Here is a 22,548-nt window from a genome sequence, read left to right as displayed (position 1 = left end):
CGTGGCTGGTGGGGGGGTGTTTTTGGGGGGCGGGGTCAAATAATTGCGGGGGGGGCTTTTCGGCCCGGCCCCCCCCCCGGGGCTTCCGCGGGGGGGGGGGCGACGGGGGGATACGAGGAGAGGGGCAGCGGGGACTTGGCCCTTCTCCTCGAGTTCGGGGGGCAGGGGTCAGCCCATCTCCTCCAGGGACTTGCCCTTCGTCTCCTTGACGAACTTGAGGACGAACGGGATGGAGAGGGCCGCGAAGACCGTGTAGATCACGTAGGTCGCGGAGAGGTTCCAGTCGGCCAGCGACGGGAAGCTCGCGGTGATGGCCCAGTTGGCGATCCACTGTGCGGACGCGGCCACGCCCAGCGCAGCGGCGCGGATCCGGTTCGGGAACATCTCGCCGAGGAAGACCCAGACGACCACACCCCAGGACAGGGCGAAGAAGAGGACGAAGACGTGCGCGGCGATCAGGGCGATCCAGCCCTGCGTGGCCGGCAGCTTGCCGTCGACCAGGTGGTAGGAGAAGGCCCAGGCCTCGAGACCGAGGCCGATCACCATGCCGACGGAGCCGATGAGCGCCAGCGGCTTGCGGCCGATGCGGTCCACGAAGATCATCGCGATCACGGTGCCGATGATGTTGATGATCGACGTCGTGAACGAGTAGAAGAACGAGTCCGTCGGGTCGACGCCCACCGACTGCCACAGGGTGGAGGAGTAGTAGAACGCGACGTTGATGCCGACGAACTGCTGGAAGACCGAGAGGCCGATGCCGACCCAGACGATCGGCTTGAAGAAGAAGGAGCCGCCGAGCAGGTCCTTGAAGGTGGACCTGTGCTCGCTCTTCATCGCGTGCTCGATCTCGGCGACGCGGGCGTCCAGGTCCGCGTTCTTGCCCTCGACCTCTTCGAGGATCGCGCGGGCGCGGTCCCGCTTGCCGACGGAGAGCAGGAAGCGCGGGGACTCGGGGATCGCGAAGGAGAGCAGGCCGTACAGGACGGCCGGGATCACCATGACGCCGAGCATGACCTGCCAGGCCTCCAGGCCCATCAGCTTGCCGCGCTGGTCGCCGCCGGCCGCGTTGAGCAGACCCCAGTTGACCAGCTGGGAGATGGCGATGCCGATGACGATCGCGGCCTGCTGGAAGGAGCCGAGGCGGCCGCGGTAGGCGGGCGGGGCGACCTCGGCGATGTAGGCGGGGCCGATGACGGAGGCCATGCCGATGGCGAAGCCGCCGACGATCCGCCAGAGGGCGAGGTCCCACAGGGCGAAGGGCAGGGCCGAACCGACGGCGCTGACGGTGAACAGCACGGCGGAGATCTGCATGCACCGGATGCGGCCGATGCGGTCGGCTATCCGGCCGGCGGTCGCGGCGCCGATGGCACAGCCGATCAGGGCGATGGCGATGACCTGGGCGAGGGCCGCGGACCCGATGTCGTAACGGCTCCGGATCGCCTCGACGGCGCCGTTGATGACGGAACTGTCGTAGCCGAAGAGGAACCCGCCCATCGCGGCTGCCGCCGCGATGAAGATGACATGCCCGAGATGATCGGGGTGAGCCGTACCGGCTCCTGACTGGGGTGCCTGCGCTGTGCTGGTCACAAGAAACTCCTCGGGCCACCGGCAACGCTGCCGGGGTGGGGGCGAGCCCTCTCAGGTCGAGTGGCGCACAAGCCCACGCCGCTCACACCTGAAGGTTAAAAGCAACGCTGCAGAGACTATGCCTTCAAGTTCCGAAGTCAATAGGGTCGGCCGGTGTGACGTTTTCGAAGGCAGAACCGGGGAATACCTTCAGTTCTTGAAGGGAACGTGAAGGGGCTGCGACCGACGCAGGTCAGCGCAGCCGCTGGCTGATGACCTTCGACACACCGTCGCCCTGCATGGAGACGCCGTACAGCGCGTCGGCCACCTCCATCGTGCGCTTCTGGTGCGTGATCACGATCAGCTGGGAGGACTCCTGGAGCTCCTGCATGATGCGGATCAGCCGCTGGAGGTTGGTGTCGTCCAGGGCCGCCTCGACCTCGTCCATGACGTAGAACGGGCTGGGGCGCGCCTTGAAGATCGACACCAGCATCGCCACGGCGGTCAGTGAGCGCTCACCGCCCGACAGCAGGGACAGCCGCTTGACCTTCTTGCCCGGCGGGCGGGCCTCGACGTCCACGCCCGTGGTGAGCATGTGGTCGGGGTCGGTCAGCACGAGCCGTCCCTCGCCGCCCGGGAAGAGACGGCTGAAGACGCCCTCGAACTCCCTGGCCGTGTCCCGGAACGCCTCCGTGAAGACCTGCTCGACTCGCTCGTCGACCTCCTTCACGACCTGGAGCAGGTCGGCGCGGGTCTTCTTCAGGTCCTCCAGCTGCTCGCTGAGGAACTGGTGCCGTTCCTCAAGGGCGGCGAACTCCTCCAGGGCGAGCGGGTTCACCTTGCCGAGCTGCTGGTAGGCGCGTTCGGCCGCCTTGAGCCGGCGCTCCTGCTCGGCCCGGTGGAAGGGCTTCGGCTGGTTGCGCGGGTGCTCGGGATCCTCCGGCAGCACCTCGCCCTCGGCGGGGGGCGAGGGCGGCACGAGCTGGTGCGGCCCGTACTCCGCCACAAGCCCCGCCGGTTCCACACCGAGTTCCTCCAGCGCCCTGGTCTCCAGCTGCTCGATGCGCAGCCGCTTCTCTGCTCCTAGTACCTCGCCCCGGTGAACTGAATCCGTGAGTTTGTCGAGTTCTGCCTTCAGGTCGCGGCCGGTGCCGCGGGCGGCGGCCAGTTCCTGCTCCCGCTGCGTCTTCGCGGCCTCGGCGGCGGTCCGCTCCCGCTCCGCGCGGGCGACCGAGACCTCGACGTGCGCGAGCAGCCGGCGGGCGCCGGTCGCGACGGCCGCCGCGACCGCGGCTTCGTGGCGCAGCCGGGCCCGGCGCTGTTCGGCACGCGCACGTGCCTCGCGTTCCGCGCGGGCCGCCCGGTCCAGGGAGTCGGCGCGCCCTGCCAGGCCCTTGACCCGTTCCTCGTGGGTACGGACCTGGAGGCGGGCCTCCATCTCGGTCTGCCGGGCGTTGGCGCCGTCGGCGGCGAGCCGGTCCCGTGCGGAGGTGTCCGGTTCCTCGGCCACCGGCATCTCCTCGGCGACGGCCAGCCGCTCGGCCAGTACCTCGGCCTCTTCCAGGGCCTTGTCGAGGGACTCCTGGGCGCGGGCGGCGGCGGCCGTGGACCGCTCGGCCTCGCCGGCCGCGCCGCGCGCCTGTCCGGCGAGCCGTCCGAGCTGCTGGGCCACGGCCGACTTCTCCCGGTCGGCGGCGCGGCGCCGCTCGCCCAGCTCCTCGACCAGCGCGGCGCACTCCGTGCGGCGGTCGTGCGCCGCCTGCTGCGCCTCGGACAGTTCGGCGCAGCGGACGGCGAGCTCCTCCAGTTCGGCCGCGGCCTCGTCGACGGAGGCCTGTACTTCGAGGAGGCTGGGGGCGCCCGCGGAGCCGCCGTGCGCGAAGTGGGCGCCGAGGAGGTCGCCTTCGGCGGTGACGGCGGTGAGACCGGGGCGGCGGTAGACGAGGTCCTCGGCGTCTTCGAGGGTGTCGACGACGACGATGCCGTGCAGGAGGCGGCGGACGGCGGGCATGAGATCGGCGGGACCGCGGACGAGCTCGGCGGCGAAGCGGGGTCCGTCGGGTGCGGGTGCGTCGTGGCTGGGCACGCCGTTCCCCGCGCCCCCCTGGGGCGCCTGCGGCAAGGGCGTCTCGGGGGCTCCCGCCAGCAGCAGGGCCGCCCGCCCCCCGTCCTGCTTGCGCAACAACCGGATCGCGTCGGCTGCCGAAGCCGGCGTGGTCACCGCGATCGCGTCCGCCGCCGCGCCGAAGGCCGCCGCCAGGGCGATTTCGTGGCCGGGGGTGACCGTGAGGAGTTCCGCCGCGGGGCCCAGGACACCGGCGAGGCGGTCCTTGGCGCCCAGCAGTATGCCCGTGCCGTCCTTGCGCCGCAGGCCCAGTGCCAGTGCCTCGTGGCGGGCCTGGGTCGCGGCGCGCCGTCGTTCCGCCGCGGTGGTCGCCTCGCGGGCCGCCGTCAGGGCCGTCTCGGCCTCGGCGAGCCGGTGTTTCGCCGTCTCGTGCCGCTCGGCCAGTTCGTGGTCGCCGGCGTCGAGGCCGTCGACCTCCGCCTTGAGTGCCTCGTACTCCTCCTGTGCCGTGACCGCTCGCTCCTGGGCCTCGTCGCGGGCGGCGGCCAGGCGGTCGATCTCGGCCTGGGCCGACGCGGCACGGGAACGGGCCGCGCCTGCCTGGCCGTTCAGCCGGGCCAGGTTCTCACGGCGGTCGGCGATGGCGCGGGCGACGTCCTTGAGCCGCCGTTCCTCGACGGCCAGCTCGCGCTCCAGCTCGGCCCGGTGCGCGACCGTGTCGTCGAGGGCGTGCTGGGCCGCTTCCAGGGCGGCCTCCAGTTCGGCCTCCTGCTCCCGCACGCGGTGCGCCTCGCGCTCCAGGTCCTCGGGGTCACGGCCGCGCCGTTCCTCGGGGGGCGCGGAGGTGGCGCTCTTCACCCGCGCGTCGGCCAGCGAGATCGTGCCGCGGACGCGTTCCGCGAGCTGGGAAAGCTCGTACCAGGTCTGCTGGGCCTGCTGCAGGCGCGGGCTGAGCCGGCGTACCTCGTCCTCCAGGAGTGCCTCGCGCTGCAGGGCCTTCCTCAGCTCCTGCTCGGCCGCTTCCTTGCGTTCCTTGAGGGCGGCCTCGTCGGCGATCTCGGTCTGGAGTGCGGTGCGGAGTCGTACGAGGTCGTCGGCGAGCAGGCGCAGGCGGGCGTCCCGCAGATCCGCCTGGATGACGGCGGCCCGGCGGGCGACGGCGGCCTGGCGGCCCAGCGGTTTGAGCTGGCGGCGGAGCTCGTCGGTCAGGTCCTGGACGCGGGCGAGGTTGGCCTGCATCGCGTCCAGTTTCCGCAGCGCCTTCTCCTTGCGCTTGCGGTGCTTGAGGACGCCGGCCGCCTCCTCGATGAAGGCCCGGCGGCCCATCGGGTCGGCGTGCAGGACGGAGTCGAGCTGGCCCTGGCCGACGATGACGTGCATCTCGCGGCCGATGCCGGAGTCGGAGAGGAGTTCCTGGATGTCGAGGAGACGGCAGGTGTCGCCGTTGATCTGGTACTCGCTGCCGCCGTTGCGGAACATGATCCGCGTGATGGTGACCTCGGCGTACTCGATGGGCAGGGCGCCGTCGGAGTTGTCGATGGTCAAGGACACCTCGGCGCGGCCCAGCGGCGGGCGCCCGGTGGTGCCGGCGAAGATGACGTCCTCCATCTTGCCGCCGCGCAGCGACTTGGCGCTGTGCTCGCCCATCACCCAGGTGAGCGCGTCGACGACGTTGGACTTGCCCGAGCCGTTCGGACCGACGACGCACGTGATCCCCGGCTCGAACCGGAGCGTGGTCGCCGAGGCGAACGACTTGAACCCGCGGAGGGTCAGGGCCTTGAGGTGCACGCCGCTGGACTCTACCCGCCGCCGCTACCCCACTCCACGAAGCCTCGCAACCCCGCGGTTTCACGTATGAACATGCAGGGCACACCAGACGTTAAAGACGGTGAAAGGATGCGCGGGGCTGGAAGGCGGGGGGCGGCAAGAAAGAAGGGACGCCGGGGGCGTCCCTTGCAAATCTTGACAATGAGAGCGGTTGAAAGGGCTGCCCGATCGCCGCATGTGCTGTTGTGGAGCGATGCAGTGATCAGGTGAGCGCAGGCTCCGCCTGGTTTGCGTCGATGCTCTCCATGATCCTGTCGTGAGAAGCGGCAGCCGTCAGCGCGTCGTTCTCGGCCTGGATCCGTCCGAGTTCGGATTCGAGGTCCTGGACACGCTGCTGGAGCCGTCGCATCTCGGCGAGGAGTCGCGGGTCGGAGCCGCCGACGTAACCGAGAAGCGCCTTTGCCATGATGGATGGTCCTCCACACTGAGTGACCGACCGAAGCGGTGTGGGTCGTGAGGGATTCGCACCCGCGGTGCTTGACACATTCGAGTGTTGCTCGACTGTTGCGCCATGCCAAACAGCTAAGGTGCGCGGGGCTTTCAGCGTCTCACCAAAAAGTTTGACGGTCAACACGATCACGCCCTGTATTGGCGGGCGAACCCGGGGGCACGCGGCCCTGACGGGCGGCGCTGCGACTCCTGCGGGGCTCTCAGGGCGTGGCGATCAGCTGTATCAGCGGAGCCTGCCACGGCGCGCGGTTCTTGGCAACCACCAGGCCATTCCTGCTCGGGGCACATGCCGGTGGCGGTTCGCTCCGCTTCCGCCCGCGGCGCTCCGGCGCGATCGGTCAGCGGATGGCGAAGCCGTCGTAGCCGCCCCGGGGTGTGTCCCAGATCTCGGTGACACCGTCGACCCGCCCGGGCGTGTCATCGCCCCGGAGCCAGCCGAGCAGGCCTTCGCACCCCGTCCGGGGGCCCTCCGCGACCACCTGCACCCGGCCGTCGCCCAAATTGAGAGCAAAACCACTCAGCCCGCCGATCTCCAGTGCCTTGGCCCGCGTGAACCAGCGGAATCCCACGCCCTGCACGCGTCCACGGACCCAGGCGACCAGTCGTACATCCTCGCTCATGGGTGCAACCTAACGGGCCAATGTCATTCGGGACACTTCCTCCCTCAGCGCCATGGGGTACCGTCCCCCTCCAATGAATCTCATATGAAACTCACTCGATCGAGTGAGTCTGGTTGACCAGAAGGAGTCATTGGCCACATCGGCCCCTGGTCGACCCCGACCGCGAGGACGAGGGAAGAAGGCAAGGACATGGGACGCCACCGACGCTCCGCCGCCGGCCGCGCCGCCACGGGCCGCGCCACGGGGATCACGGAGAACGACAGCCCGTACCCGGGCGGCCACGACCCGCAGGATTCGTACGCGGGGCTGCGCTTCGGCACGGGCACCGCGGCCTACCTGCACCAGGGTGGCTACGCCCAGGCGAACCAGCGCAGCTCGACCTACCTGTACGCGACGGACGACGACTACGCCCGCGCCACGGACACCTCCGCCTTCTCCGTCGAGGAGTTCGCACCGGCCGGGGGCTCCCCCTCGGGCAACGGGCACCGGCGCAGGAAGAGGGGTGGGCGACCGGTGGCCACCGGTCTGCTCGGGGTCTCGGCCGCCGTCGCCATCGGCACCGTCGCGGTGGCCACCGGCGTGGTGCCCGGCCTGGAGAACTACAGGCTCGGCGGCACCAGCAGCACCACCGGCGGCGACCGGGTGCAGGCGGACGGCGCGCCCAGCAACACGGCTGCCGAGCAGGGCGGCACCTCCGGCAGCGCGGAGAGCCGCGGCAGCGGCTCCTCGACCAGCCGGGACGCCCAGCGCTCCGCCTCACCGACCGCGTCCTCGCCGGCGCCGGCGTCGGCGTCCGCGTCTGCGTCGCCGTCCCCCTCGAAGTCCGCCTCCGCGTCGCCCACGCCGACGAAGACGGCGACCGGGAAGCCGACGCCCAGCGCCGCGCCGGCCACGAAGAAGCCGGCGGCCACCCCGTCCAGGACGGCGACCAGGGCGCCGGCGAAGACCGCCGCGCCGATCACCGTCTCCGAGGCGGCCGCCGCCGAGGCCGAGGTCCTGAAGCTGGTGAACCAGGAACGGACCAAGGTCGGCTGCAGCCCGCTGTCCGCGAACTCGTCGCTGACCGGCCTGGCCGAGTCCTTCAGCGCGGACATGGCGGCCCGGAACTTCTTCGACCACACCGACCCGGACGGCAAGACGCCGTGGGACCGGGCTGCGGCGGCCGGCATATCCAACCTCGGCGGCGAGAACATAGCCCGCGGCCAGGCCACCGCCCAGGACGTCATGGACGCCTGGATGAACAGTGAGGGCCACCGCGCCAACATCCTGAACTGCGACTTCAAGACCCTCGGCGTCGGTGTGCACTTCGGTGCGGGCGGCCCGTGGTGGACGCAGGACTTCGGGTACTGACCGACAGGGTGCGCTAACCAACGGTTAGCGCACCCTGTCGGTTAGCGCTGTGCTCCCGTACGCTTGGTCCATGACCATCACCCAGGACCGCGCCGAGGAGACGCCCCCTCCGTACGACGTCTTCGCCAGGGCCTGTCCCTCGCGCACCACCCTCGAACACGCCATGGGCCGCTGGGGTGCACTCACGCTCAGCGCCCTGCACGAGGGGTCGTTCCGGTTCAACGAACTGCGCCGCAGGGTCGACGGCGTCAGCGAGAAGATGCTCTCCCAGACGCTCCAGGCACTGGAGCGCGACGGCCTGGTGCACCGCGAGGCCCAGCCGACCAACCCGCCGCGCGTCGACTACGAACTCACCCCGCTCGGCCGCGAGGTCGCCGAACGCCTGCTCTCCGTCGTGCACTTCGTGGAGAGCCGGATGGACGAGGTACTGACCGCCCGCGAGCGTTACGACGAGACGCGCGGCGCCCGCTGACACTTCGGGCAGAAGTAGCTGGACCGGTTCATCCAGGGCCGCCTGCGCATCGGCGTGCCGCACCGCCGGCAGGGCAGCCCCTCCCTGCCGTAGGCGTCCAGCGAGCGGTCGAAGTACCCCGACTCACCGTTCACGTTGACGTAGAGACTGTCGAAGCTGGTGCCGCCGACCGCCAGGGCCGCGTTCATCACGTCCCGCACATGGCCGAGGAGTTCGGCGGTGCGCGGGCGGGTGAAGCCGGCGGTCGGGCGTTCGTAGTGCAGACGGGCGCGCCAAAGGGCCTCGTCCGCGTAGATGTTGCCGACTCCGCTGATCAGCGACTGGTCCAGCAGGGCCCTCTTGATGGTGGACCGCTTGCGGCGCAGCGCCTGGTGGAAGGCCTCGTCGTCGAACAGCGGGTCGAGGGGGTCGCGGGCGATGTGCGCGATGACGTCGGGCAGTCCGTCGAGGGTGTTGTCGTGCAACGACAGGCCACCGAAGGTGCGTTGGTCGACGAAGCGGAGTTCGGTGCCCAGGCCGTCGGCGAACCTGACGCGGATCCTGAGGTGTTTCTCGTCGGGTGCCTCGTGCTGCTGCACCAGCAGCTGCCCGCTCATGCCGAGGTGGGCGAGGACCGACTGGTTCGTGTCCTCCAGCGGCAGCCACAGGTACTTGCCACGCCGGCTCGGCGTGCCGACGCGGTGTCCCTTGAGCCGGTGCGTGAAGTCGTCGGCGCCGGCCAGGTGCCGTCGTACGGCACGCGGGTGCAGGACCTCGGCCTCGGCCACCACGCGATGGGCGACCCACCGCTCCAGGCCGCGCCGTACGACCTCCACCTCGGGCAATTCAGGCATCGGGGCTCCCGTTGCAGGACCGTGGAAGACTCCGAGCGCCCGCCCCTCTGGTGCCGGGGCGGGCGCTCGGTCTTGCGCTGTTCGTCAGACGGAGGCGGCGGACGACGGACCGTCGTCCTCCTCGGCCTCGGCCCTGGCGGCCTGCTCGGCCGCCGCGGCCTTGGCACGTTCGTCCGCCGCGGCGCGAATCGCGCGCCAGGCGGACTCGGCGGCCTGCTGCTCCGCCTCCTTCTTGCTGCGGCCGGTGCCGGTGCCGTACGAGACGCCTCCGACGCGGGCGGCAGCAGTGAAGGTCTTCTCGTGGTCGGGGCCGGTCTCCGTGACCAGGTACTCGGGCACGCCGAGCCCCTCCGTCGCGGTGAGCTCCTGGAGACTGGTCTTCCAGTCCAGGCCGGCTCCGAGGTTCGAGGACTTCTCGATCAGCGGGTCGAAGAGCCGGTGCACCAGCTCGGACGCCGATTCGAGGCCCTGGTCGAGATAGACCGCGCCGATCACCGCTTCCAGGGTGTCGGCGAGGATGGATGCCTTGTCCCGGCCGCCCGTGCCCTCTTCACCGCGGCCGAGCCGGATGAAGGAACCCAGGTCGAGACCGCGGCCCACCTCCGCGAGCGCACGCGAGTTCACCACCGCGGCCCGGAGCTTGGCCAGCTGGCCCTCGGGCAGGTCGGGGTGGGTGTTGTACAGCGTGTCCGTGACGACGAGGCCGAGGACGGAGTCACCGAGGAACTCCAGCCGCTCGTTCGTCGGCAGGCCGCCGTTCTCGTACGCGTAGGAACGGTGGGTCAGTGCACGCACCAGAAGGGCGGACTCGAGCTTGTAGCCGAGCCGCCCTTCCAGAAGCGTGTGGGACGAGGCCGTGCTGTCCGCTTTCTTCTTGACGGACGGATCCGTCTTGGGCTCTTCGCCCTTCTTGGGACTGGACACAGTGCCTCTCACCTGGCCGCTCAGACTTCGAGGACCTGGCGCTTGTTGTAGGTGCCGCAAGACGGGCACGCGATGTGCTGCAGCTTGGGCTCGTGGCAGCGCTCGCACGCAACCAGGGTGGGGACCGCAGCCTTCCACTGCGACCGGCGGTGGCGCGTGTTGCTGCGCGACATCTTCCGCTTCGGAACAGCCACGGCTACTTCTCCTGCTTCTCGTCGACGCCCGCTTCCGCGTCAGCGCCGCTGATCTCGTCCTTCTCGCCGTCCTTCGTGGAACCGGCGAGTCCCTGCAAAGCCGCCCAACGGATGTCGACGGCGTCATGGTGGTGGTCCGGGTCGTCCGCAAGGCGGGCTCCGCACTCGGAGCACAGCCCTGGACAGTCGTCCTGGCACACCGGCTGCATCGGCAGTGCGAGCACCACCGCATCACGCAGCACGGGTTCGAGGTCGAACAGGCCGTCCTCGATGAAGTACCTGTCCTCGTCGTCCTCGGCGTCGTCGCCCGGTTCCGCGATCACGCGGCCCCGGTCGTCGGCGTCAGGGTACGAGAACAGTTCCTGGAAGTCCGCTTCGAGCTCCTGCCCGACCGGCTCCAGACACCTTACGCACTCCCCCTCGGCCTGTGCACGGGCGGTGCCTGTGACGAGCACACCTTCCATGACCGACTCGAGCCGGAGTTCGAGCTCCACCGGGGCACCCTGCGGCACTCCGATGACTCCCTTGATCCCGAAGTCCTCGGGAGCGTCGACCATGCGGGTCAGGCGCTGCTGCGCACCGGGACGCCGTCCCAGCTCGTGTGTGTCGAACACGAACGGGTTGCGGTGGTCGAGGCGCGCGTGAGGAGCCATTCCTGCTTTCGATCTTCGAGTTCAGAGGGAGGCCGTCCGGAGAAGTCTCCGGGCAGCGTTGATCGCGGACCTAGACGCGACCGAAGAGCCAGGATACTGGACCTTTCGCTGTCGGCCCAATCCGGCCTTCTCCTACAGGCCCCGGCCCTGCTCGTAGGCCCGCAGCTGCTCCGGCGTGATCATGCCGGTGTCGAAGAGGCTGGTCTCGTCGAGGGCGTACGACTGGTGCGCCTGGTGCTGGTCGGCCGGCTGCTGCTGGGGGTCGTAGACGGGCTGCTGGCCGGTGTCGTAGCCCTGGTAGGCGGCGGCGTACGGGTCGGCCTGCTGGTAGCCGTAGGGGTCCTGCTGGTAGCCGTACGCGTCCTGCTGGGCGTAGGCGGGCTGCTGCTGCTGCTGCGGGTAGCCGTACGGGTCCTGTGCCACCGGCCGCTGGTCGTACGACGGCTGCTGCTGGGCGGCGCCGGACTGCTCGGCCTGGGCCGCCTTGGCCGCCTGCGCGTCCTGGTCGGCGAGGGCCGCGAGGTCGGCGAGGTAGTCCGCGTCGCTGGAGTGCTGGAAGGTCGTGTTGTCGTCGGCCAGGGCGCCCAGGGCGTCCGTGGCGATCCGGCCGTGCAGCTTGGCGCGGCCCTTGCCGACCGCCTCCAGGGTCTTGGCGAGGACCGCCTCGAAGGCGCCCAGCTTGGTGTCGACGTAGGCGTCGGCGTCCCGGCGCAGGGTCTCGGGGTCGTGGCTGCGCTCGGGGGCGTCCTCGTCCTCGTACCCCTGCTCGTCGAGGCCCGGTCCGGTACCGAGCAGCTTCTCCCGGCCGCGGCCGACCGAGCCGAGGGTCTTGGTGAGGACGACCTCGAAGTTGGCGAGCTTGGAGTCGACGTAGTCGTCGGCGTCGGCGCGGACCTCCTCGGCCTCCTGGCGGGCCTCGGCGAGGATCCGGTCGGCCTCGGCCTGGGAGCGGCGGGCCACCTCGGTGTCGGAGATCAGGGAACCGCGCTCGGCGTGCGCGGTCTCGATGATCCGCTCGGCCTCGATCCTGGCCTGCTCGACCATCTGGTCACGGTCGCCGATCAGCTCCTGGGCCTGCGCGAGGGAGCCGGGCAGCGCCTGCCGCAGCTCTTCCAGCTTCGCGAGCAGTTCGGCGCGGTTGACCACGCACGACGCCGACATGGGCATGGACCGGGCACCCGAGACCGAGGCCACGATCTCGTCGAGCTTCTTCTGCACGTCCACCTGTGCTCGCCACTCTCTACAGCTGGGTTGGAGACGGACGGGACGACTGTAGCCCCATCAGTCCCTGTCGAGACGCTTGTTGAGGGCTTCGAGAACGGCCGGCGGGACCAGGTGCGAGACGTCGCCGCCCCACTGGGCGACCTCCTTGACCAGCGAGGAGGAGAGGAAGCTGTACGTGGGGTTGGTGGGCACGAACAGGGTCTCGACGCCCGACAGGCCGTTGTTCATCTGGGCCATCTGGAGTTCGTAGTCGAAGTCGCTGACGGCGCGCAGGCCCTTGACGATGGCGGGGATCTCGCGCTGCTTGCAGAAGTCGACGAGGAGGCCGTGGAAGGCCTCGACCCGGACGTTTCCGTAGTCGGCGGTGACCGTGCGGATCAGGTCGATCCGCTCGTCGACCCCGAACAGGCTCTTCTTGGACTTGTTGATCATCACGGCGACGTAGACCTCGTCGTAGAGACGGGACGCACGGGCAATGATGTCGAGGTGTCCGTTGGTGATCGGGTCGAACGACCCGGGACAGACGGCGCGGCGCACTAGTGATCCCTCGCTCTCCGGTCCGGTCATCGTGCGTCTTCGCACGTAGAGGCGGCGCGACCGTACCAAAACGTTCCCTCGCCGTAGCGACGGGACCGGAGGGCCTCGAAGCCGTCCGGCCAGTCGAAGGTGCCGCCTCTGGTGCTGCGCTCCACGGTGACGAGGGCGTCGGGCGCGAGCCAGCCCTCCGAGTGGAGTGTGAGGAGAATCTCCCGAAGATCGTCGTCGGTGACGGCGTACGGGGGGTCGAGGAAGACGATGTCGTACGGCTCCGCCGGAGCCGGTGCCTGGATGATCTGTTCCGCTTTGCCCGCCCTCACCTCGGCGCCGGGCAGGCCCAGATTCTTCACGTTTTCACGTACGACGCGGGCGGCTCTCGCGTCGGCCTCGACGAGGAGGGTGTGGGCGGCGCCCCTGGAGAGGGCCTCCAGGCCCACGGCGCCGGAGCCTGCGTAGAGGTCGAGGACGCGTTCGCCGTCCAGGGGGCCGCCCAGGAGGGACTGCCAGGTGGAGAAGAGGCCCTCGCGTGCGCGGTCGGAGGTGGGGCGGGTGCCGGTGCCTGGCGGCACCGTCAGCCGACGTCCGCCGGCTGCGCCTGCGATCACGCGGGTCATGTCGAATCCTTGGTCCGGGGTGGTTGCGGATTCAGTCTGGCAGCAGGTGAGTGGGGGTTGCTCGCACAGTTCCTCCCCCGGCGCCCCTGAGTCGGTCACCTTCAGCCCTTTTCCAGGTACTGCTCCCTCTCCTCGTCCAGGAGGGCGTCCAGGGCCGTCCGCAGACCGGGCAGGTCGGTCAGTTCCGGGTCCCTCGCCACCAGAGCCGTCGCCTCCTCCCTCGCCTCCGCGATGATCTCCTCGTCCTCGATGACCGCCAGGACGCGGAGGCTGGAGCGGGCGCCCGACTGGGCCTGGCCCAGGACGTCGCCCTCTCTGCGCTGTTCCAGGTCGATGCGGGAGAGCTCGAAGCCGTCCAGGGTGGCGGCGACCGCCGTCAGGCGCTGGCGGGCCGCGCTCGCCTCGGGCATCTCCGTGACCAGGAGGCAGAGGCCGGGTGCGGAGCCGCGGCCGACGCGGCCGCGCAGCTGGTGGAGCTGGGAGACGCCGAAGCGGTCGGCGTCCATGATCACCATGGCGGTGGCGTTGGGGACGTTCACGCCGACCTCGATGACCGTGGTGGCGACCAGGACGTCGGTCTCGCCGGCCGCGAAGCGGCGCATCACCGCGTCCTTGTCGTCGGGGTGCATCCGGCCGTGCAGGACCTCGACCTTCAGGCCGTTCAGCGGGCCCTTGGCCAGGTGGTCGGCCACCTCCAGGACCGCCAGCGGCGGGCGCTTCTCCGCCTCGTCCTCGGCGGACTTCTTCGCCTTCTCGGGGGCGGCCTCATCGATGTCGTCGCCGATGCGGGGGCAGACCACGTACGCCTGGTGGCCGTTCGCCACCTCCTCGCGGACCCGTTCCCAGGCGCGGGCCAGGAAGTGGGGCTTGTCGGCGGCGGGGACGACGTGGGTGGCGATCGGGGAGCGGCCGGCCGGGAGCTGGTCCAGGACCGAGGTCTCCAGGTCGCCGAAGACCGTCATCGCGACCGTGCGCGGGATCGGGGTCGCGGTCATGACGAGCAGGTGGGGCGGCTGCTTGCCCTTGCCGCGCAGGGCGTCGCGCTGCTCCACGCCGAAGCGGTGCTGTTCGTCGACCACGACCAGGCCGAGGTCGTGGAACTGGACCTTGTCCTCGATGAGCGCGTGCGTGCCGATCACGATGCCCGCCTCGCCCGTGACGAGGTCCAGCATCGCCTGCCGGCGGGCCGCCGTGCCCATGGAGCCGGTGAGGAGGACGACCTTGGTGGCGTGGTCCGCGCCGCCCAGCATGCCGCCCTCGGCCAGCTCGCCCATCATCTCGGTGACCGAGCGGTGGTGCTGCTGGGCCAGGACCTCGGTGGGCGCCAGCATGGCGGCCTGACCGCCCGCGTCGACGACCGCGAGCATCGCGCGGAGCGCCACCAGCGTCTTGCCCGAACCCACCTCGCCCTGTAGCAGCCGGTGCATCGGGTGTTCCGTCGCCAGGTCGTCGAAGATCTCCTTCGAGACCTTCTGCTGGCCGTCCGTGAGGGTGAAGGGCAGGCGGTCGTCGAAGGCCGTGAGGAGGCCGTCGGCGGCCGGCCGGCGGGGCACCGCCGGGAGTTGGGCGTCGGTGTGGCGGCGGCGGGCCAGGGCCACCTGGAGGACGAAGGCCTCGTCCCATTTGAGGCGGTCGCGGGCCTGGGCGATGTCCGCCTTGGTGCCCGGGCGGTGGATCTTGAGGAGGGCCTCGGGAAGGGGGACCAGGCCGCGGCCCTCGCGCAGGGACGGCGGCAGCGGGTCCAGGGCCTCCTGAGCGCTGGGCAGGACCGTCTGGACCGCCTTGCCGATCTTCCAGGACTCCAGTTTGGCGGTGGCGGGGTAGAGCGGGATCAGGGCGCCCGCCCAGCTCTCCACGGATTCGTCCGGGTCGTCGCCGCGCAGCAACTCGTAGGCTGGGTGGGCCAGTTGGAGCCGGCGGTTGAAGACCGAGACCTTGCCGGCGAACATCGCGCGGGTGCCCGGCAGGAGTTCCTTGTGGGGTTTGTGCACGCCGTTGCCGAAGAAGACCAGTTGGAGCCGGCCGCTGCCGTCGGTGATCGTGACCTCCAGGCGCTGGCCCTTGCCGCGGGGCGCCCTGGTGGAGGCGAACGAGTGCAGCCGGGCGTCGGCGACCATGGCGACCACCGTCACGTGCTCGTCCATGGGCAGGTCGGCGAGATGGGTGAGCTGGCCGCGCTCCTCGTATCTGCGGGGGTAGTGGTGCAGGAGATCGCCGACGGTGTGCAGGCCGAGGTGCTCGGCCATCACCTTCGCGGTGGCGGGGCCGAGCACTGACTTCAGCGGTTGTTTCAGTGGTTCTTCCAGTGCGGGCACGAGATCCATTGCACACCACGGCACTGACAACGCCGGATACGGTTCGGGAAACTCCTGGTCAGACGGTCGTTTCGAGTCATAGGATGACGCGCTCCGGCCATCCTTCCGCGGTCACCGCCCCATCAGGGACCGCCCGACCCCGCGCCGACCACGTCTTCCCCCCTCCGGCGCAGCGACGATGGATTCCCAGACCTCACAGTCATCCCAGGCATCACAGTCACCTCATACGTTCCAGGTCGACCTGCGTGGTTTGGTGGACCTGCTCTCCCATCACCTGTACTCCAGCCCCAAGGTCTACCTGCGCGAGCTGCTGCAGAACGCCGTGGACGCGATCACCGCGAGACGGGCCGAACAGCCCGACGCCCCGGCGCGGGTGCGGCTGTACGCCGACGGCAGCGCCCTTCGGGTGGAGGACAGCGGCGTCGGGCTCACCGAGTCGGACGTGCACACGCTGCTGGCGACCATCGGACGCAGCTCCAAGCGGAGCGACGGGCTGCAGGAGGCCCGCTCCGACTTCCTTGGCCAGTTCGGCATCGGCCTGCTGGCCTGTTTCGTGGTCGCCGAGCGGATCCGGGTGGTCAGCCGCAGTGCCCGTACACCGGGCGCGCCGCCCGTGGAGTGGACGGCGCGCGAGGACGGGTCGTACACCGTGCGGACGCTGCCGCCCGAGGCGCGGCCGGAGCCCGGCACCACCGTGCACCTGGTGGCGCGGGCGGGCGCGGCGGAGTGGCTGGACGAGCGGCGCGTGCTCCAGCTGGCGCGGGACTTCGGTTCGCTGCTGCCCTACGACGTCCGGGTGGGCGAGGAGGCGGTCACCGACCTGCCCGCGCCCTGGGACCGGCCGTACCCGTCCCCCGCGACCCGCCGGGTGGCGCTGGCCCGGCACTGTCACGAGCTGTTCGGGTTCACTCCGCTGGACTCGATCGCCCTGGACGTGCCGCTGGCCGGGATCCGGGGCGTGGCCTACGTGCTGCCGTCGGCGGTGAGTCCGGCCCAGCGGGCGACCCACCGGGTGCACCTGAAGGGGATGCTGCTCACCGAGCGGGCCGAACAGCTGCTGCCCGACTGGGCGTTCTTCGTGCGCTGCGTCCTGGACACGGACAGTCTGCGGCCCACCGCCTCGCGCGAGTCGCTGTACGAGGACGAGACGCTGGCCGCCGTTCGGGAGGCGCTCGGCGAGCGGATCCGGTCCTGGCTGACCGGTCTCGCGGCCGGGGATCCGGAACGGCTGTCCGCCTTCCTTTCCGTGCACCACCTGGGTGTGAAGTCGCTCGCCCGGCACGACGCGGAGATGCTGCGCACGATGCTGCCGTGGCTCCCCTTCGAGACCACCGACGGGCAGCTGTCCCTGGAGGAGTTCGCGCAGCGGCACCCGGTGGTGCACTTCACGCGGACGGTCGAGGAGTACCGGCAGGTCGCACCGATCGCCTCCGCGCAGGGCGTCGGAGTGGTCAACGGCGGTTACACGTACGACAGCGAGCTGGTGGAGGCGCTGCCCTCGGTGCGTCCCGGGACCGTGGTCGCGGAGCTGGACGCGGACACCGTGACGGCGCACCTGGACGCGGTGGAGCCGACGGAGGAACTGGCGCTTGCGGGGTTCCTCGCGGTGGCGCGGGCCAAGCTCGACCCGCTGCGGTGCGACATCGTGCTGCGCGCCTTCCACCCGCTCTCGGTGCCCGCCCTGCACCTCGACGACCGGGCCGCCCGCCATGAGCAGGCCCGCGCCGAGGCCGCGGAGCAGGCCGACGACCTGTGGGCGGGCATCCTGGGCTCGCTGCGCGGCAGCGCGCCCCGCGCCCGGCTGGTGCTGAACCACCTCAACCCGCTGATCAGGCGGATCAGTTCGCTGAAGGACCCGGAGCTGATCGGCACCGCGACCGAGTCGCTCTACGGCCAGGCGCTGCTGATGGCCCAGCGTCCGCTGCGGCCGGCCGACTCGGCGTTGATCAACCGCTCGTTCATCGGCCTCCTGGAATGGGCCACTCACGGGGAGGGCGACCGCTGATGGGCGACATCGCCGGGATCACCGACTTCGACTCGCTGCGCCGGGCGATGGCGGAGAACTCCGAGGAGCCGGAGGGGCCCGCCCGCAACGCGCGCGCGGAGCAGCTGCTGGCGGAGGCGGAGAAGCTGAACATCCCGCTCGCCGTGATCGAGGCGCTCGGACACCAGCTGAAGGTCTACAACTACAGCTCCGAGAAGGACAAGATGTTCGTCCCGTTCGCGCGGCTGCTGCGGATGTGGGACGAGCGGCCCGGGGACTTCGACGAGTACGAGACGCATTCGCTGCACTGGGTCTTCAAGTGGATGTCGGCCGGGATGCTCGACCAGCCGCACGTCCCGCTCGCCTCGATCGAGAAGTGGCTGGGCGAGATGGAGCACCGCTACCGGCTCGCCGGGCACTCGGAACGGGCGGTGCGCAGCGCCGAGTTCAGTGTCGCCGGGCACATCGGCGACCTTCCGCGCGCGGAGCGGGCGTACGCGGCCTGGCTGGCGGCGGACCGGGACCGGATGGCCGACTGCCACGCGTGCGAGCTGCACGGGCAGGGCGGCTGGCAGCTGCGCAACGACCGGGACGAGGAGGCCCTGGAGCTGTGGCGGCCGGTCCTGGAGGGCGAGTACAGCTGCGCCCACGAGCCGCACACCGTGCTCGCCTCCTCGCTGCTCCCGCTGCTGCGGCTGGGCAGGTTCGACGAGGCCCGCGCCCACCACCTGCGCGGTTTCCGGCTGGTGCGCCCCATGGAGAGCATGCGGGCCGCCTACGCCGACCACGTGGAGTTCTGCGCGCTGACCGGCAACGAGGCGCGCGGTCTCGAGCTGCTGGCGGAACGTCCCGCCTACTTCACGGACACCGGTCAGCCGCGCAGCCGGATGGACTTCCTGGCGGTGGTGGCGCTGCTGATGGACCGGCTGAGCGAGCTGGGTCTCGGGGAGCAGCGGGTGCCGGGGCCCGCCGGGCGCGCCTGGACCGCCGGGGAACTCGCCGCGCACGCGCGCGGGGAGGCGCTGGAGCTGGCCGCGCGGTTCGACGCCCGCAACGGCACCTCCTACGTGGGCGACCGGTTGCGTGAGCGGATGGCGCAGCGGCCGTTGGCGGACCGGCTGCCGCTGGGTGTGCGGGCGGTGCGCACGGCGCCCGCCGGGCCGGTCGCACCGGTCGTCGCCGTACCCCCCGCGGAGCGGCCTGAGCTGCCCGCGCTGCTCGCCGAGGCCCGCCGGCTCTCGGACACGCTCCAGCCGCACGCCCTGGAGGCGTGGGCGGCGGTCGCGCGGGCCGCCGAGGAGACCGAGGTGGACACGTACGTCCGCGCGGAGATCACCGACCACACGGCGATGGGGCGCGGCCCGGAGGGCGTCGCCCTGTTCGAGCGGGCGGCCGAGCTGTACGCGGAGGCGGGCGACGAGGGCGAGGCGATCGCGGCACGCGCGCGTGCGGCGTACGTACGGGCCCTGTCCGGGGAGCTGGACGAGGCGCTGGCCGGGATCGACGAGCCGTACGACCGGATCCTCGCGCTGTACGCGGAGGACGCGACCGGGGTGCGGCAGACGGCGTCGGTGCTGATGAGCCGGGCGCGGATCCTGATGCGGCGGGTGCACGAGCGGTCGACGGGTGCCGCGGCGGCCGAGCGGGCCGTACGGGAGCTGCTGGCGCTGGTCGGCGGGCGCGGCGGCGCGGACGTACGGCTGGTGTCCCGGGCGGCCGAGGGACGGGCGATGCTCGCCGAGCTGGCCGAGCACGCCGGGGACGGGGAGCGGGCGGGCGAGCTGTTCCGGCAGGCGTCGGCGCAGTTCGTGGGCGCCGAGCTGCCGTGGTTCGCGGTCGAGTACGAGGTGCGGGTGGCCGCGCTCGCCCATGAGCAGGGCGACCTGGCCGAGGCGGAGCGGGCGCTGCGCTCGGCCCTGGAGCACGGCGGGCCGTACGTGGAGCCGGTCGGGCGGGCGCAGCTGCACCTCCAGCTCGCCGAGGTGGTCGGCGGCCGGGGTGCGGCGGAGGAGGCCGCCGACCACGCGTTGCAGGCCGCGCACTGGGCCGACGAGGCCGGGGAGGGCGGCACGCTGGGTGCCTGGGCCCGGCACCAGCTGGGCGGCTTCCTGCTGCGGCAGGGGCGGTTCGCGGAGGCCGCCGAGGTGCTGGAGTCGGCGCTGGCGGACCTGCGGGCCGAGACGCACGGGGACGGCGTGGTGGTCCAGACGCAGTGGTGGCTCGGGGACTGCCTGAGCGAGCTCGGCGAGCACCGCGCGGCCGCCGAACGGCGGCTCCGGGCGGCCGAGATCGCCCGGCACTGGCCCGAGCAGCACGACCACGCCACGCTGGCCCACCTGGCCGCCGAGTCGCTCGGCAACGCGGGCCTGCCGGCCGAGGCCGACCAGGCCTACCGGCGTGCGGGCGAGCTGTGGCGGGCGATGGGCAACGTGCACTTCCTGGTCCGCTCACTGCGCGCCCGCGCGTGGCTGGCGTTGCGGACGGAGGCGGGCCCGGCGGGTGCGCGGCGGCTGATGGCGGACGCGGTCCGGGAGTGCGAGACGGCGCTGGAAACCGCCGGCGACCCGGCCGCGGCGGAGCGGCTCGCCGATGAACTCGGCCACACGCACCGGCAGTTCGGTGACCTGCTGGCCCGTTCCGTGCCCGAGGACGCCGAGGACGCGGCGATCCAGGAGGCGTTCGAGGCGGCGCTCGCGCAGATGGCGGCGGCGATATCGGTGTTCGCCGGGCTCGGCGCGGACGCGCTGCACAGCCGTACCGGTGCAGAACTCGCCGCGGGCTGGCTGGAGGCGGACCTGAGCCGTCCGGCGGACGCGGCGGCACGCGCGCGTGCGGTGCTGGCCGCCTACGAGGGCGCCGACCCGGCCGACGAGACGGTCCGGGCCCGGCAGGCGGAGGCCCGGCAGCTGCTGGAGCCCACGGCGGGGTGAGAAGAGCGCGCGGTCAGGGGCTCACTCGACGCCGATGAGGAGCGGGGCCCCCTGCCGGCCGCCGTCGTAGACCACCGTGTCGACCGCAAGGTAGGCCTCGCGTACGCGTGCCCGCAGGCGGTCGGCGACGTCCTCGGGCGCCTGGTCGCCGAGGACGAGGGTGACCAGTTCGCCGCCGGCCTGGAGCATGCGGTCCAGGACGGTCTCGGCGGTGGCCGTGACGTCCGAACCGATCACCGCCACGTCGCCGTCGACGAGCCCCAGCACGTCCCCGGCCTGGCAGATGCCGGCCATCGTCCAGGACTGGCGCTCCGCGACCACGACCTCGGCGTACCTGGTGGCGCCCGCGGCCGAGGTCATCTGGACCACGTCCTCGTCGAAGCGGCGGTCCGGCTGGTGCACCGCGAGCGCGGCGATGCCCTGGACCGCGGAACGGGTCGGGATGAGGGCGGTCCGGATGCCCTCCGCACGGGCCTGCTCGGCCGCCGCGGCGGCGGTGTGCCGCAGGTCGGCGTCGTTGGGCAGCAGCACCACCTCGCGCGCGTGGGCACGCCGCACGGCGTCCACCAGCTCCCCGCTGGCGGGCGGCTCCCCGGGGCGCGCGAGGACGACGGTGGCACCGGCCTCGCCGTACAGCGCGGCCAGCCCCTCCCCCGGTACGACGGCGACCACGGCCCGCTGCACCCGTTCGCGCGGCGCCCGCTCCCCGCCGGCGTGCGCGTCCCCGGCGGCGAAGTGGGTGATCCTGATCCGGTGCGGCCGTCCCGCCTCGACCCCCGCCTCCACGGCGGCACCGGCGTCGTCGACGTGCACGTGGACGTTCCACAGGCCGTCGCCGCCGACCACCACCAGGGAGTCGCCGAGGGCGTCGAGCCGGGTCCGCAGCCGGTCCACGGCGGCCTCCTCCGCCTCCAGGAGGTAGACGACCTCGAAGGCGGGCCCGGCGGCGGCCTCGGCGCAGGCGTCGGCCCTGGCGTCGGAGACGGGGTCCACGCGCGCGTGGACGACCCGACCCGCCTCGTGCGCCCGTCCGCCGAAAGCCGCCGGGGTCTCCCCCGTGAACGCCTCCACCAGCGCCCCCAGGACCGCGACCAGGCCCCGCCCGCCGGCGTCCACCACCCCGGCCCGCTCCAGGACGGCCAGCTGTCCCGGGGTCGCCGCGAGCGCCTCGCACGCGCCCTTGTAGGCGGCCCGCGCGACCGTCCCGCAGTCGCCCCCGGTCCCGTCGGCGGCCGCGGCGGCAGCGGCGGCGACCGACAGCACCGTGCCCTCCACGGGGTGGGCGACGGCCTGCCGGGCGGAGTCGGCGGCGTGCCGCAGGGCGAGCCGCAGCCCCTCGCCGTCGATGTGAGTCGCCTCACCCTCGGTGAGGACCTGGGCCATGCCGCGCAGCAGCTGCGCCAGGATCGTGCCGGAGTTGCCGCGGGCGCCTATGAGGGCCCCGTGCGCCATCGCGTGGGCGGCGTCGGCGAGGGTCGGGACCTCCTCGCCCAGCTCGTAGCCCGCGAAGACGGCCTCCACCGCGCCGGTGGCGGACTCGACCGTCAGGTACAGGTTGGTGCCGGTGTCGCCGTCGGCCACCGGGTAGACGTTGATGGCGTCGATCTCCTCGCGCGCCCTGCCGAGCGCCCCGAGTGCGAGACCGCACCAGGCGCGTACCGCGAGAGCATCGAAGAATGTCTGCGGCACCTGCGCCACCTGCGCCTCCTTGAGCTGGCCGGACGTGGACGCAGCGTAGACCCCGCGGGGCCGGCCACCGGAAGAGGGCCGGGAGCGGGCCCCTGAGCTGCCATGCTAGTTTCGTCTAACCGTCGCAGCCGTTGTATGCTGCTTCGGTTGCCCGATCCGATCGGGCCATTCCCCTGGCAACGCCAATCAAGATCTCAGATCCATCGATCTCGATCCCGGCACGCCGGGATTCAACCGTAAGTGCATCTGAAGTCTTTGGAGTGACCCGTGGCTGCCAACTGCGACGTCTGTGGCAAGGGGC

General features: G+C 71.7%; 17 protein-coding genes. 4 read left to right on the top strand and 13 right to left on the bottom strand.

Features of this window, described 5'->3' with window-relative positions; all coding sequences use genetic code 11:
* Positions 1-168: 168 nt before the first annotated feature.
* From ABZ646_RS15410 to ABZ646_RS15395, 4 genes are all read right to left on the bottom strand, one after another.
* Positions 169-1,587: a sugar porter family MFS transporter gene (locus tag ABZ646_RS15410; protein ID WP_360518228.1), complete on the bottom strand. Its 1,419-nt coding sequence runs from the start codon at positions 1,585-1,587 to the stop codon at positions 169-171.
* Between the two features lie 232 nt (positions 1,588-1,819).
* Positions 1,820-5,419, bottom strand: a complete 3,600-nt coding sequence (gene smc, locus ABZ646_RS15405; protein WP_360518226.1) for a chromosome segregation protein SMC — start codon at positions 5,417-5,419, stop codon at positions 1,820-1,822.
* 241 nt (positions 5,420-5,660) lie between these two features.
* The gene (locus tag ABZ646_RS15400) at positions 5,661-5,864 is read right to left on the bottom strand and encodes a hypothetical protein (protein WP_046733987.1); all 204 of its coding nucleotides are present in this window, start codon (positions 5,862-5,864) and stop codon (positions 5,661-5,663) included.
* A 382-nt stretch (positions 5,865-6,246) separates the two neighbouring features.
* Positions 6,247-6,528 (bottom strand): acylphosphatase, encoded by a 282-nt coding sequence (locus ABZ646_RS15395; protein WP_360518223.1) that lies wholly within the window; start codon positions 6,526-6,528, stop codon positions 6,247-6,249.
* A 189-nt stretch (positions 6,529-6,717) separates the two neighbouring features.
* Here ABZ646_RS15395 and ABZ646_RS15390 point away from each other — a divergent pair, with 189 nt between their 5' ends.
* Together ABZ646_RS15390 and ABZ646_RS15385 are read left to right on the top strand one after the other, a co-directional pair.
* The gene (locus ABZ646_RS15390; RefSeq protein ID WP_360518220.1) at positions 6,718-7,878 is read left to right on the top strand and encodes a CAP domain-containing protein; all 1,161 of its coding nucleotides are present in this window, start codon (positions 6,718-6,720) and stop codon (positions 7,876-7,878) included.
* A gap of 70 nt (positions 7,879-7,948) precedes the next feature.
* Entirely contained in the window at positions 7,949-8,350 is a 402-nt protein-coding gene (locus tag ABZ646_RS15385; RefSeq protein ID WP_360518217.1) for a helix-turn-helix domain-containing protein, read from the top strand.
* On the opposite strand, the gene mutM is transcribed toward ABZ646_RS15385, so the two are convergent.
* The 8 genes from mutM to recG form a co-directional block, all read right to left on the bottom strand.
* Complete coding sequence (mutM, locus tag ABZ646_RS15380) at positions 8,323-9,183, bottom strand: bifunctional DNA-formamidopyrimidine glycosylase/DNA-(apurinic or apyrimidinic site) lyase (RefSeq protein WP_360518214.1); 861 nt, start codon at positions 9,181-9,183, stop codon at positions 8,323-8,325. The genes ABZ646_RS15385 and mutM overlap by 28 nt on opposite strands.
* A gap of 84 nt (positions 9,184-9,267) precedes the next feature.
* A complete protein-coding gene (gene rnc / locus ABZ646_RS15375) occupies positions 9,268-10,119 on the bottom strand; it encodes a ribonuclease III (protein WP_360518211.1) in 852 nt (283 codons plus the stop codon).
* A gap of 8 nt (positions 10,120-10,127) precedes the next feature.
* A complete protein-coding gene (gene rpmF, locus ABZ646_RS15370) occupies positions 10,128-10,301 on the bottom strand; it encodes a 50S ribosomal protein L32 (protein ID WP_007493396.1) in 174 nt (57 codons plus the stop codon).
* 2 nt (positions 10,302-10,303) lie between these two features.
* The gene (locus ABZ646_RS15365; protein WP_360518208.1) at positions 10,304-10,954 is read right to left on the bottom strand and encodes a DUF177 domain-containing protein; all 651 of its coding nucleotides are present in this window, start codon (positions 10,952-10,954) and stop codon (positions 10,304-10,306) included.
* Positions 10,955-11,086: 132 nt separating this feature from the next.
* A complete protein-coding gene (locus ABZ646_RS15360; RefSeq protein WP_360518205.1) occupies positions 11,087-12,178 on the bottom strand; it encodes a cell division initiation protein in 1,092 nt (363 codons plus the stop codon).
* Between the two features lie 57 nt (positions 12,179-12,235).
* A complete protein-coding gene (gene coaD / locus ABZ646_RS15355; RefSeq protein ID WP_360518234.1) occupies positions 12,236-12,715 on the bottom strand; it encodes a pantetheine-phosphate adenylyltransferase in 480 nt (159 codons plus the stop codon).
* A gap of 26 nt (positions 12,716-12,741) precedes the next feature.
* Complete coding sequence (gene rsmD, locus ABZ646_RS15350) at positions 12,742-13,329, bottom strand: 16S rRNA (guanine(966)-N(2))-methyltransferase RsmD (protein WP_360518202.1); 588 nt, start codon at positions 13,327-13,329, stop codon at positions 12,742-12,744.
* A gap of 101 nt (positions 13,330-13,430) precedes the next feature.
* Positions 13,431-15,653: an ATP-dependent DNA helicase RecG gene (gene recG, locus ABZ646_RS15345; RefSeq protein WP_360518199.1), complete on the bottom strand. Its 2,223-nt coding sequence runs from the start codon at positions 15,651-15,653 to the stop codon at positions 13,431-13,433.
* A 169-nt stretch (positions 15,654-15,822) separates the two neighbouring features.
* On the opposite strand from recG, the gene ABZ646_RS15340 reads away from it, so the two are divergent.
* Complete coding sequence (locus tag ABZ646_RS15340; RefSeq protein WP_360518196.1) at positions 15,823-17,649, top strand: HSP90 family protein; 1,827 nt, start codon at positions 15,823-15,825, stop codon at positions 17,647-17,649.
* 8 nt (positions 17,650-17,657) lie between these two features.
* Positions 17,658-20,558 carry a tetratricopeptide repeat protein gene (locus ABZ646_RS15335; protein ID WP_360518231.1) on the top strand — a complete coding sequence of 967 codons (2,901 nt, stop codon included), beginning with the start codon at positions 17,658-17,660 and terminating at the stop codon, positions 20,556-20,558.
* A gap of 21 nt (positions 20,559-20,579) precedes the next feature.
* On the opposite strand, the gene ABZ646_RS15330 is transcribed toward ABZ646_RS15335, so the two are convergent.
* The gene (locus ABZ646_RS15330) at positions 20,580-22,256 is read right to left on the bottom strand and encodes a DAK2 domain-containing protein (protein WP_360518193.1); all 1,677 of its coding nucleotides are present in this window, start codon (positions 22,254-22,256) and stop codon (positions 20,580-20,582) included.
* Positions 22,257-22,548 lie beyond the last annotated feature (292 nt).

It is taken from the genome of Streptomyces sp. NPDC007162 (genome assembly GCF_040634175.1).
GTDB lineage: Bacteria > Actinomycetota > Actinomycetes > Streptomycetales > Streptomycetaceae > Streptomyces.
The sequence above is the reverse complement of the archived record's forward strand: the minus strand, read 5'-3'. Positions and strand labels throughout refer to the sequence as shown.

Excerpts from the sequence above, each read along its gene's own strand:
- ABZ646_RS15400 (WP_046733987.1), bottom strand. The coding sequence starts at position 5,864 with ATGGCAAAGGCGCTTCTCGGTTACGTCGGCGGCTCCGACCCGCGACTC.
- ABZ646_RS15395 (WP_360518223.1), bottom strand. The coding sequence starts at position 6,528 with ATGAGCGAGGATGTACGACTGGTCGCCTGGGTCCGTGGACGCGTGCAG.
- ABZ646_RS15390 (WP_360518220.1), top strand. The coding sequence starts at position 6,718 with ATGGGACGCCACCGACGCTCCGCCGCCGGCCGCGCCGCCACGGGCCGC.
- ABZ646_RS15385 (WP_360518217.1), top strand. The coding sequence starts at position 7,949 with ATGACCATCACCCAGGACCGCGCCGAGGAGACGCCCCCTCCGTACGAC.
- mutM (WP_360518214.1), bottom strand. The coding sequence starts at position 9,183 with ATGCCTGAATTGCCCGAGGTGGAGGTCGTACGGCGCGGCCTGGAGCGG.
- ABZ646_RS15365 (WP_360518208.1), bottom strand. The coding sequence starts at position 10,954 with ATGGCTCCTCACGCGCGCCTCGACCACCGCAACCCGTTCGTGTTCGAC.
- rsmD (WP_360518202.1), bottom strand. The coding sequence starts at position 13,329 with ATGACCCGCGTGATCGCAGGCGCAGCCGGCGGACGTCGGCTGACGGTG.
- recG (WP_360518199.1), bottom strand. The coding sequence starts at position 15,653 with ATGGATCTCGTGCCCGCACTGGAAGAACCACTGAAACAACCGCTGAAG.
- ABZ646_RS15340 (WP_360518196.1), top strand. The coding sequence starts at position 15,823 with ATGGATTCCCAGACCTCACAGTCATCCCAGGCATCACAGTCACCTCAT.